General features: G+C 67.8%; 9 protein-coding genes. 7 read left to right on the forward strand and 2 right to left on the reverse strand.

The features are described 5' to 3' along the window. The first annotated feature begins 2 nt into the window (after positions 1–2). The 4 genes from KB879_RS25645 (at position 3) to KB879_RS25660 (ending at position 3,544) form a co-directional block, all read left to right on the forward strand. Positions 3–950, forward strand: coding sequence for a TIGR00730 family Rossman fold protein (locus tag KB879_RS25645; RefSeq protein WP_228772368.1), 948 nt, complete (start codon positions 3–5; stop codon positions 948–950). 220 nt (positions 951–1,170) lie between these two features. Further along, entirely contained in the window at positions 1,171–1,605 is a 435-nt protein-coding gene (locus KB879_RS25650) for a membrane protein (protein ID WP_013957541.1), read from the forward strand. Positions 1,606–1,736: 131 nt separating this feature from the next. Then, positions 1,737–2,732 carry a homoserine kinase gene (locus KB879_RS25655; RefSeq protein WP_013957542.1) on the forward strand — a complete coding sequence of 332 codons (996 nt, stop codon included), beginning with the start codon at positions 1,737–1,739 and terminating at the stop codon, positions 2,730–2,732. 5 nt (positions 2,733–2,737) lie between these two features. Then, the gene (locus KB879_RS25660; RefSeq protein WP_013957543.1) at positions 2,738–3,544 is read left to right on the forward strand and encodes a BPSS1780 family membrane protein; all 807 of its coding nucleotides are present in this window, start codon (positions 2,738–2,740) and stop codon (positions 3,542–3,544) included. Between the two features lie 78 nt (positions 3,545–3,622). Here the strand turns inward: KB879_RS25660 and KB879_RS25665 are convergent, their stop codons facing one another. Continuing rightward, entirely contained in the window at positions 3,623–4,381 is a 759-nt protein-coding gene (locus tag KB879_RS25665; protein ID WP_013957544.1) for an IclR family transcriptional regulator, read from the reverse strand. A gap of 207 nt (positions 4,382–4,588) precedes the next feature. Between KB879_RS25665 and KB879_RS25670 the strand changes: the two genes are divergently transcribed. From KB879_RS25670 to KB879_RS25680, 3 genes are all read left to right on the forward strand, one after another. Continuing rightward, a complete protein-coding gene (locus KB879_RS25670) occupies positions 4,589–6,070 on the forward strand; it encodes an aldehyde dehydrogenase family protein (RefSeq protein ID WP_211980033.1) in 1,482 nt (493 codons plus the stop codon). Continuing rightward, the gene (locus KB879_RS25675; protein ID WP_211980034.1) at positions 6,067–7,596 is read left to right on the forward strand and encodes an acyl--CoA ligase; all 1,530 of its coding nucleotides are present in this window, start codon (positions 6,067–6,069) and stop codon (positions 7,594–7,596) included. The genes KB879_RS25670 and KB879_RS25675 overlap by 4 nt, the downstream gene beginning before the upstream one ends. A 215-nt stretch (positions 7,597–7,811) precedes the next feature. Then, a complete protein-coding gene (locus KB879_RS25680) occupies positions 7,812–9,104 on the forward strand; it encodes an MFS transporter (RefSeq protein WP_013957547.1) in 1,293 nt (430 codons plus the stop codon). Between the two features lie 43 nt (positions 9,105–9,147). On the opposite strand, the gene KB879_RS25685 is transcribed toward KB879_RS25680, so the two are convergent. After that, a complete protein-coding gene (locus KB879_RS25685; protein WP_211980035.1) occupies positions 9,148–11,496 on the reverse strand; it encodes a UvrD-helicase domain-containing protein in 2,349 nt (782 codons plus the stop codon). Positions 11,497–11,529: the final 33 nt, after the last annotated feature.

Genomic DNA, 11,529 nt, shown 5'->3' on the forward strand with positions numbered 1-11,529 from the left:
CCATGGACTCAAAATTGACTGGTGCCGCTGCAGGCGGTGCCTCGACCGCCCCCCTTGCTGACCCGGATGTTTCCGACATTTCCGGCGATACCGTGCAACCCCCGCCGGAGGCTGCTTCCGAGCACGCCGCGGCCATCGCCGCGGCGGCCGATGCTGCTGCCGCGGGCCATCCGCCCGAAGTTGCTGCTGAAAAGGCCGCTGCTGCGGCCGCGCGCGCCAATCCGCGCAAGATGATCCCCAGCCTGCGTGCGCTGGCCGACGAAGACCGCGCTACCGCAAAGAAGGCGCGCGCCTCGTGGCAAATGTTCACGATTATGGCAGAGTTCATCGAGGCCACCGAGTACCTCTCCGAGATCCGCCCGGCCGTGTCGATCTACGGCAGCGCGCGCCTGCGCGAGGATTCGCCGTACTACCAGCGCACCATCGAGATCGCCCGGCTGTTTTCGGACGCCGGCTTTGCCGTGATCTCGGGCGGCGGCCCGGGCATCATGGAAGCGGCCAACAAGGGCGCGCACGCCGGCAAGTCCGCCAGCGTCGGCCTGAACATCGAACTGCCGCACGAGCAGCAGGGCAATCCGTACCAGGACATTGCCATGCGCTTTCGCCACTTCTTCACGCGCAAGGTCACCTTCGTCAAGAATTCGGACGCCTTCATCGTGATGCCGGGCGGCTTCGGCACGCTCGACGAACTGGCCGAGGTGCTGACGCTGGTGCAGACCGGCAAGTCGCGCTCGGTGCCGGTGGTCATGTTCGGCAGCCGCTTCTGGAAGGGCCTGCTGGACTGGTTCCGCTTCACGCTGCTGCCGATGGGCCTGATCGCCGAGCACGACCTGGACCTGATGAAGATCGTCGACGAGCCGCACGAAGTGCTGGAAGCGGTCTACGACTACTACGAGCAGCGCGGCGGCGACAAGCCGATCCCGCCCAAGGAAGAGATGTTCTACCTCTAAGGCATGGGACGCCAGGCGCGCGGCGCCAAGCCACGTACCCGGCACCCGGCGCCCGTTGCGCAGGTGCCCCCCGGGGCACGGCGGCGGCCTGCGCACGGCAGGAATTGCTAGAATGGAACCTGTCCGTCTGCCAAGCCCGGCGCCGCCGGGTTGCAGTCCAACCGCCGCATGCCGCGGCGCTGCGCGCAAGCTGCGCCGCAGCCCCGCACAGGAGCACCTGATGACCTCCCCCTCCACCGCCCGCTCGGTCCGGCCCACGCGGTCTTCCGCCGTGGCCGGCGAGCCTGAATCGCCTGCCAGGCGGTCCGTGTCCAGCCTCGCCGCCGTGGCGGCGGCCGCGCTGGCGCTGGCTTCCGGCTGGGCCGTCGCGCAGGAAAGCAATGCGCTGACGCAGCAGGAACTGAACCAGATCAACAACCAGCCGATCGCCCCGGCGGCCAAGTCGCAACTGAACCAGCCGCGCCAGCCGAGCTTCCAGCTCAATGAACGCGATGGCACCCAGGTGCGCGAGTACCGCGACAAGGGACGGGCCACCGATATCCAGGTCAAATCGGGTTTCGGCACCAAGTACGAGATGAGCAAGCCGGAAGACAGCTCGCCCAAGATCCGCGAGCACGATGTCAACCGCGTGCCTTCGGTCAACCTGAAGTTCTGACCTCGCTTGCCCACGGCCTGGCGTAAGCCCCAGGCCGCGCCGGCCCTCCGGCAGTGTCATGCCGCGGCGGCGGCCCGGACTTTGTCCGAAACTGGTGCCCGCCGCTTTCCGATTCGCTTCACACAACGAGTATGGCCGTATTCACCACGGTCTCGCAGGACGAGATCGCCCACTGGCTGCTGGATTTCAACCTTGGCGAAGTGCGCGAGCTGCGCGGCATCGCCTCGGGCATCGAGAACAGCAATTTCTTCCTCACCATGGAGCACGATGGCCAGACGCGCCAGTACGTGCTGACCATTTTCGAGCGGCTCACGTTCGCGCAGCTGCCCTACTACCTGCACCTGATGGCGCACCTGGCCGAGCGCGGCATCCGCGTGCCCGCGCCGATCCCGGCGCGCGACGGCGAGATCCTGCGCCCGCTCAAGGGCAAGCCTGCCACCATCGTCACGCGCCTGCCCGGGGCGTCGCAGCTGGCGCCCGACGCGCAGCACTGCGCTGAAGTGGGCGACATGCTGGCACGCATGCACCTGGCCGGCCAGGACTATGCGCGCCAGCAGCCCAACCTGCGCAGCCTGCCCTGGTGGCAACAGACCGAGCCTGAGATCCTGCCCTTCCTGGATGCCGGCCAGCGCGGGCTGCTGCAGCAGGAGATCGCCCACCAGGCCGCCTTCTTCGCCAGCGCGGACTACGCCGGCCTGGGCGCAGGCCCGTGCCACTGCGACCTGTTCCGCGACAACGCGCTGTTCGAGGAAGACGGCAGCGGACGCCACCGCCTGGGCGGCTTTTTCGACTTCTACTTCGCCGGCAACGACAAGTGGCTGTTCGATGTGGCGGTCACCGTCAACGACTGGTGCATCGACCTGGCCAGCGGCGAACTCGACCCCGCGCGCACGCAGGCCCTGCTGCGGGCTTATCATGCCGTGAGGCCGCTGACCGCCACCGAGGCCGCGCACTGGCAGGACATGCTGCGCGCGGGTGCGCTGCGCTTCTGGGTGTCGCGACTGTGGGACTTCTACCTGCCGCGCGAGGCCGACATGCTGCAACCGCACGACCCAACCCATTTCGAACGCATCCTGCGCCGGCGCATCGGCGCGGACCCTGCAAGCGCCCCGCTCCCCTGGATCTGATCCGTATGCAACTACTGGAAGTCCCTGCCAAGGAAGGTTACACCTGGTTCCGCCAGGGCATCTGGCTGTTCCGCAAGAACCCGCTGACCTTCCTGATGCTGCTGTTCGTCTACCTGATCGCCGCGCAGCTGGCCATCGTGGTGCCGCTGATCGGCATCATCGCGCTGCTGGTGGTCACCCCCGGCCTGTCGGTCGGCGTGATGACCGCATGCCGCGACGTGATCCAGAACAAGCGGGTGATGCCCACCGTGCTGCTGGCGGGTTTCCGCGCCAACGGCAAGGAAGCCACGCGCAACCTGCTGGTACTGGGCGGCATCTACGCCGGGCTGGTGTTCGTGCTGGGGCTGATCGCCGGCTCGGTGGTCGACATGAGCGCGCTGGTGCCGATCGTGCTGAAGGAAGAAGCGCCGACCGCCGAAGCGGTGCGCCAGCTCTACTACGCCATGCTGATCGGCGCGCTGCTGTACACGCCGATCGCGATGATGTTCTGGTTCGCGCCGCTGCTGGCGGCCTGGCACGGCGTGTCGCCGGTCAAGGCGCTGTTCTTCAGCTGGACCGCGTGCTGGCGCAACCGCGGCGCGTTCTTCACCTACGCGGTGCTGTTCGCGATGCTGCTGGTGGCGATCCCGTTCTTCCTGGAGGCGGTGTTCAGCGCCTTCGGCGCGGAGACGGTGCTGTCGTTCCTGGTCACGCCGTATTCGCTGCTGATGCTGGCGATCCTGTACTGCTCGTTCTATGCGACGTACCGGGGCTGCTTCAACGTGACGCCGCCGGGGGTGGACCCGGCCGCGCCGGCAGCGCCGGGCGCTTGAACAGGCAAAAAAACCGGCAGCGTGCCGGTTTTTTTGCCTCAATCGATCAAGGCCCGCGCTTGCCTCTCGCGTCACGGGCTATTCGCAGAACGTCTTCACCATCTCGTCCGCTGCCAGGCGCAGGTCCGGCACGAATCCCATCAGCTGGTCCATCGTCATGCGCGCCATTGGCACCTGCACGGCAATCGCCGCGCAGGCGCGGGTCCGGTTGCGCATCACCGGCACCGCGACCGCGATCATGCCTTCCAGGTTTTCCTGATTGTTGACCCCCAGGCGCCGCTGCCGCGTCTCGGCCAGTTCCGCGTGCAAGGCCTCGGCATTGGTGATGGTGTGCGCCGAGTGCGCGCGCAGCGGCAGGCTGGCAACCAGGCGCTGGCGCTGCGCGCTCGGCAGGAACGCCAGCAGCAGCTTGCCGCTGGCGGTGCAGTGCAGCGGCACCCGCGAGCCCGGCTGCAGGTGCATGCGCAGCGGCCATTGCGTTTCCACGCGGTCCAGGTAGACCACGTCGTCACCGGACAGCATGGTCAGGTTGCAGGTCTCACCAATCTTGTCGACCAGTTGCTGCAGGATCGCATGGCGCGCCGCCGCCGGACCTGCCTGCATCAGCACATTGACGGCCAGCTGCCGCACGCGCGATGAGCACTCGTAGTGGCGGTTGCCAGCCGTGCGCGACACCAGCCACGTGCTTTCCAGCTGCTTGAGGATGCGGTGGACGGTCTGCTTCGGCAACTCGATCGCCTGCACGATGGCCGCCAGCGACAGGGGTCCGTCGGCCGCGGACAGGATCTCGAGAATGCGGAAGGCGCGCACCGCGGCGGCATTCGAGTGATTGCTCATGGATCAAATTTAAAGGATTCCGGGACGCATGGCCGTCCCGAAAATTGAATTCTGGATCGCACCCCAGCTGCGCACTCGCGAAAGCGCACAAATTGGGACGGCCTGTCTACCCCGCTTCACTAGATTCGATCCAGGGCCGCCGATGGTGCCGCGAAGTGCACGACAAAGCGCGGTGGCCCTAACCGTCCAAACCGCGGAGTCGAATCCATGAGTGTGCAAATACTGCATCGCCGGCAGTCCAACAATTCCGATTTGCCCCTACCGACGGCATCCCTGCCCACGCAGCCAGCGCAAGCCGCGGCCGAAGCCGTCGCTGCGGTCGTGGCCCGGGCCAGGCAGGCGCAGCGCGAGTTCGCGCGTGCCGACCAGGCCACCGTCGACACGGCAGTCGCCGCTGCGGCGTGGGCCATCATGGAGCCCGCGCGCAACCGCCAGCTGGCCGAGCGTGCCGTCGCCGACACCGGCCTGGGCAATGTCGACGACAAGATCCGCAAGAACCACCGCAAGACGCTGGGCCTGCTGCGCGACCTGCATGGCCGCAAGACGGTAGGCGTGATCGCACAGGATGCGGCAGCCGGCATTACCGAGATCGCGCGGCCCGTGGGCGTGGTGGCGGCCATCACCCCGTCGACCAATCCCGCGGCCACGCCGGCCAACAAGATCATCAACGCGCTCAAGTGCGGCAACAGCGTGATCGTGGCGCCGTCGCCGAAGGGGCAGGACACCTGCGCGCTGCTGCTGTCGTTCATCCACGCCGAGCTTGCCCGCGCCGGCCTGCCCGCCGACCTAGTCCAGATGCTGCCCGCGCCGGTCTCGAAGGCCGCGACGGCAGAGCTCATGCGGCAGGCTGACCTGGTGGTCGCGACCGGCTCGCAGGCCAACGTGCGCATGGCCTACACTTGCGGCACGCCGGCTTTCGGCGTGGGCGCCGGCAATGTGGCATCGATCATCGACGCCAGCGCCGCGCTGGATGACGCGGCCGCCAAGGTGGTGCGCTCCAAGACCTTCGACAACGCCACCAGTTGCTCGTCGGAGAACAGCCTGGTCGTGCTCGACGCCGTCTACACGCCCATGCTCGACGCCCTGGCGGCGGTCGGCGGCGTGCTGCTCACGGCTTCGGAGAAAGCGCGGCTGCAGGCGCTGATGTGGCGCGACGGCAAGCTCGCCGGCACCTTCACGGGACAGAGCGCGGCCCGCATTGCCGAACTCGCCGGGCTGGAACGCGTGCGCGCGCTGCAGCCCGCGATGCTGCTGGTGGAAGAAGCCGGCGTCGGCAGCGACTACCCCTTCTCTGGCGAAAAGCTCTCGCCCGTGCTGACGCTCTACCGCGCCGCCGACTTCGCGGCGGCGGTCGAGCGCGTGGCGAGCCTGTACGCCTATATGGGCGCCGGGCATTCGGTCAGCCTGCATTCGTCCAACCCGCGTCATGCGCTGCAGCTCGGGCAGGAACTGCCGGTGGCGCGCGTGATCGTGAACCAGGCGCATTGCTTCGCCACCGGCGGGAATTTCGACAACGGCCTGCCGTTCTCGCTGTCGATGGGCTGCGGCACCTGGGGCGGCAACAACTTCTCGGACAACCTCGGCTGGCGCCAATTCCTGAACATCACCCGCATCGCCGTGCCCATCGCCGAGCACGTGCCCGATGAAGCGGACCTGCTGGGCGATTACTTCGCGAGGGTCGGCAAATGAACGCGCGCACGGAACCCGAAGTGTTCGACACGCTTGCCGCGCTGATGGCCGTGCGTGCCGCGCAGTGGCCCGACAAGCCCTACCTGTTGTCCCCGGACAGTGGCCATGCGCTCACGTTCGGCGCGCTGGCGGCCGACGCCGGCATGCTCGGCCGCCGCTATGCGGCAGCCGGCCTGGGCAGCGGGCAGACGGTGTCGGTGTATCTGCCCAACGGCGAGCAGACCGCGCGGCTCCTGCTCGGCACCATGGCTAGCGGGCTGGTCGTCAACCCGATCAACCTGCTGTGCCAGCCAGCGCAGCTGCGCTACATCCTTGCGCATTCGGATACCCGGCTGGTCTTCACCTGGCCCGACGGAGAAGCCGCCATCCGCGAGGCCCTGCGCGAGACCGGGCTGGACGTGCCGGTGATCGTCACCGCGCCCGACGCCAACAGCCTGCCGGCACTGCCCGCCACGCATGACGCTGCGTCGCCACTGCCCCCACCCCAGCCGGACGCGCCCGCGCTGCTCATGTACACGTCCGGCACCACCGGCACGCCCAAAGGCGTGCTGCTGACGCAGCGCAACCTGATGGCCAATGGCGCCAACGTCAGCCGCGAGCACTGCCTCGGGCCGGCCGACCGGGTGCTGGCGACGCTGCCGCTGTACCACATCAATGGCCTGGTCGTGACCGCGATCGCGCCGCTGGTGCATAGCGGCTCGGTGGTGATGCCGATGCGCTTTTCCGCCGGCGCGTTCTGGCAGGACAGCGCGCGCCACCGCTGCACCTGGCTGAACGTGGTGCCGACCATCATCGCCTACCTGCTGAACGATCCGCACGGCCAGGCCCCGGCCGGCGTGCGCTTCTGCCGCTCGGCCTCGGCGGCGCTGCCGCCCGAGCATCACCGCGCCTTCGAGGCGCGCTTCGGCATCGGCGTGATCGAGACCATGGGCATGACCGAGACTGCCGCACCGGCGTTCAGCAATCCGCTCGACCCGGGCCGGCGGCGCATCGGCAGCATCGGCCAGCCTTCTGGCACGCGCGCACGCGTGCTCGGTCGCGACGGCAAGCCGGTGCCTGACGGACAGGTCGGCGAGATCGTGCTGCAGGGCGAGAGCGTGATGGCGGGCTACTACAAGGCGCCGGACATCACGCGCGAGGCCTTTACGCACGACGGCTGGCTGCGCACGGGCGACCTCGGCTACCGCGACGCCGATGGCTATTTCTACATCACCGGGCGCGCCAAGGAACTGATCATCAAGGGCGGCGAGAACATCGCCCCGCGCGAGATCGACGAGGCGCTGCTGCGCCATCCGGCCGTGCTCGAAGCCGCGGCGGTCGGCGTGCCGGACCCGGCCTACGGGCAGGAGATCGTCGCCTACGTGGTCATGCGCGAGGCCGCGCACTGCGACGACGCGGCGCTGCGCGCGCATTGCCTGCGCGAGCTGGGCCGCTACAAGACGCCGAAGGAGTTCCGCTTTATCGCCGAGCTGCCGCGCGGCCCGTCCGGCAAGGTGCAGCGGCTGAAGCTGCTCGACCACGTCTGAACCTTCCCTCCCTTTCCACAACCCTAGCCAAGGAGCCTGCCCGACCAGAATCCACCAGACCAGGAGACACGACTCAAGACTGCAGACAGATTGCTCAAGGACGGGGCAGCGCGGCCGGCGCCGCGCCCCCGGCGCGCCGCAAGCGCATGGCTACGGACCGTGCGCCGGCCGCCGCCCCGTCAACACCACGCGCGCGCCGCGCATAGGAGGTGGTTATGAAGCAACGCATCAAGACCCGGCACATGATCCTGGGCGTCATGTGCCTGATGTATTTCATCGCCTATATCGACCGCGTCAACATCTCGGTCGCCGCCCCCCTGATCCGCGAGGAAATGGGGCTGACCACATCGCAGCTGGGGCTGGTGTTCTCGGCCTTTGCCTACCCCTATGCCGCCATGCAGATCCTCGGCGGCTGGATGGCCGACAAGTTCGGGCCCAAGAAGGTGCTGATCGTGCTGTCACTGATCTGGGGCGTGGCCACCGTGCTGACCGGCTTCGCGGGCAGCGTGCTGATGCTGGTGGTGTTGCGCTTCGTGCTGGGAATCGGCGAAGGCGGTGCATTCCCGACCGCGACGCGCGCCTTCACCTACTGGATGCCGGTGGCGGAGCGCGGTTTCGCGCAGGGCATCACCCACAGCTTCGCGCGGCTGGGCGGTGCGATCACGCCGCCGATCGTGCTGGTCATCGTGGCCGCCGCCGGCTGGCGCGAAGCCTTCATCGTGCTGGGCGCGGTCAGCCTCGGCTGGACCTTGCTGTACGCCTTCTTTTTCAAGGATTCGCCCGACAAACACCGCCGCGTGACGGCGCAGGAGCTGCAGGAAATCGGCTACCGGCGCGGCGATAGCCAGCAGGCAGCCAAGGTGGCCACGCCGTGGCGGCGCCTGTTCCGGCGCATGTGGCTGGTGACCTTCGTCGACTTCTGCTACGGCTGGTCGCTGTGGGTCTACCTGACGTGGTTGCCCTCGTACCTGAAGGAGGCGCGCGGCTTCGACCTGAAGCAGCTGGCCTTGTTCACGGCATTGCCACTGATGGCGGGCGTGGTCGGAGACACGCTCGGCGGCGTGCTGTCGGACCGCATCTACCGGCGCACCGGCAACCTGCGCCTGGCGCGCGGTTCGATCCTGTTCGTGGGGCTGGCCGGCTCGCTGATGTTCATCGTGCCGATGACCTCTACGGGCGATGCCGTCAACGCCGTGATCCTGCTGTCGCTGTCGTTCTTCTTCCTGGAGCTGACCAACGCGGTGCTGTGGAGCCTGCCGCTGGACATCGCCGGCAAGTACGCCGGCACCGCGGGCGGCATGATGAACACCGGCTTCGGCGTAGCCGGCATGGTGTCGCCGGTGGTATTCGGCTACCTGATCGAGCGGACCGGCAGCTATGACCTGCCGTTCATGATCTCGGCGGCGCTGCTCGGGGTTGGCGCGCTGGCCTCGCTGTTCATCAATCCGCTGCTGACGGTGGACAGCCCCGACGAAAAGGCTGGCGAGGTCCGCCACGCCCTGCCCTGAGCCGCCCGGGGCGCGGCATGGCGCGCAGCGAAGCCGGACCCGCTCAGTCGATCGCGTCCAGCTTCGCCACCGACAGCGCCAGCCACTTGGCGCCGTTGCGCTTGAAGTTGATATTGGCGCGTGCGTCCGTGCCTTCGCCTTCCAGCGCGGTGATCACGCCTTCGCCAAACTTGTTGTGGAACACCGACTGCCCCACCCGGAAGCCGGTGCCGGCCTCGCGCTTGGCATCGGCATAGCCATTGCCGTTGTCCATGCCGCCGGTGGGGCGCGTGCCGGTATAGGGCACGTCCTCGGGCTTGCGGAACCAGTCGCGGCCCCAGGCGCTGTCGCGCTCCTGGCGGCGCACGCCGCCGTAGCCCTGCGCCGGCGGCGTCAGCCACTTGAGCGAGGCCTCGGGCAGTTCCTCGAAGAAGCGTGAGCGCACGTGGTAGCGGGTCTGGCCGTGCAGCATGCGGCTTTGCGCGAACGACATGTAGAGCCGCTTGCGCGCACGCGTGATCGCCACGTACATCAGGCGGCGCTCTTCTTCCACGCCGTCCGGGTCCATCATGCTGTTCTCGTGCGGGAACAGGCCCTCTTCCATCCCGGTGATGAAGACCACGTCGAATTCCAGCCCCTTGGCCGCGTGCACGGTCATCATCTGCACCGCGTCCTGGCCGGCCTGGGCCTGGTTGTCGCCGGCTTCCAGCGAGGCATGGGTCAGGAACGCGACCAGCGGCGTCATCACCACCGGCAGCGCTTCCGGATCCAGCACCTGCTGGGCCTGGTCGCCGTCGGCCAGTGCCGGGGCGGCGGGGCTGCGGTCAACCGGAATCACCGCGGCCAGCGCTTCCAGGCCGTAGCCTTCCTCGACCACGAAGGCCTGCGCGGCGGTCACCAGTTCCTGCAAGTTCTCGATGCGGTCCTGGCCTTCCTTCTCGCCCTGGTAGTGGGTGATCAGGCCGCTGTGGTTGATCACGTACTCGACGGTCTCGGCCAACGTCATGCGGCGGGTATCGTCGCGCATCTTCTCGACCAGGCGCGTAAAGGCCGCCAGCTTGCTGCCGGCCGCGCCGGGCACGTAGGCCACCGCCTCGGCCAGCGCGCAGTCGTACTGGCGCGCCATGTCCTGCAGCACTTCCAGCGAGCGCGCGCCGATGCCGCGCGCCGGGAAGTTGACCACGCGGCCAAAGGCGGCATCGTTGCGCGGATTCTCCAGCAGCTGCATGTAGGCCAGCGCGTGCTTGATTTCGGCGCGCTCAAAGAAGCGCAGGCCGCCATAGACGCGGTACGCGATGCCGGCCGAGAACAGCGCATGTTCGATCACGCGCGACTGCGCGTTGCTGCGGTACAGGATGGCGATCTCGGCGCGGCTGGCGCCCTGCGCGATCTGGTCGCGGATCTCCTCGATGATCCAGGCGGCTTCCTGGCCGTCAGAGCCGCCCTGGAACACCCGCACCGGCTCGCCATGGCCGGCGTCGGTGCGCAGGTTCTTGCCCAGGCGGCGCGCGTTGTGCGAGATCAGGTGGTTGGCCGAATCCAGGATATGCCCGTGCGAGCGGTAGTTCTGCTCCAGCTTGATCAGCCGGCGCACGCGGAACTCGTGCTCGAAGTCGCGCATATTGCCGACGTTGGCGCCGCGGAACGCATAGATGCTCTGGTCGTCGTCGCCGACGGCAAAGACTGCGGCCGGGTTCAGCGTGCCGTAGCCGGCCAGCAGCTTGAGCCACTGGTACTGCAGCACGTTGGTGTCCTGGAACTCGTCGACCAGCACGTGGCGGAAGCGGTGCTGGTAGTGCTGGCGGATGGCGTCGTTGTAGCGCAGCAGCTCGTAGCAGCGCAGCAGCAGCTCGGCAAAGTCGACCACGCCCTCGCGCTGGCACTGCAGGTCGTAGGCCGCATAGAGGTCGACAAAGCGCTTGTTGAAGTCGTCGTTGGCCTCGACGTCGGCCGGGCGCAGGCCCTGCTCCTTGGCATTGTTGATGAAGTACTGCAGGTTCTTGGCCGGGTACTTCTCATCGTCGACGTTGAGCGACTTGAGCAGCCGCTTGAGCGCCGAAAGCTGGTCCTGGCTGTCCAGGATGGCAAAGGTCTGGGGCAGGCCGGCGTCGCGGAAATGCGCGCGCAGCATGCGGTTGCACAGGCCGTGGAAGGTGCCGATCCACATGCCGCGGGTGTTGATCGGCAGCATCGACGACAGCCGCGTCTGCATTTCCTTGGCGGCCTTGTTGGTAAAGGTCACCGCCAGGATGCCCGCCGGTGAGACCCGGCCGTTCTGGATCAGCCAGGCGATGCGCGTGGTCAGCACGCGGGTCTTGCCGCTGCCCGCGCCCGCCAGGATCAGCGCCGGCTCGTCAGGCAGGGTGACGGCGGCTAGTTGTTCGGCGTTCAGGTTGGCAAGCAGGTCGGACATCGGATGAGCCTTGTGGATTGACGGCAATTATAC

The sequence above is a fragment of the Cupriavidus sp. KK10 genome, from assembly GCF_018223725.1.
GTDB classification, from domain to species: Bacteria; Pseudomonadota; Gammaproteobacteria; order Burkholderiales; family Burkholderiaceae; genus Cupriavidus; species Cupriavidus necator.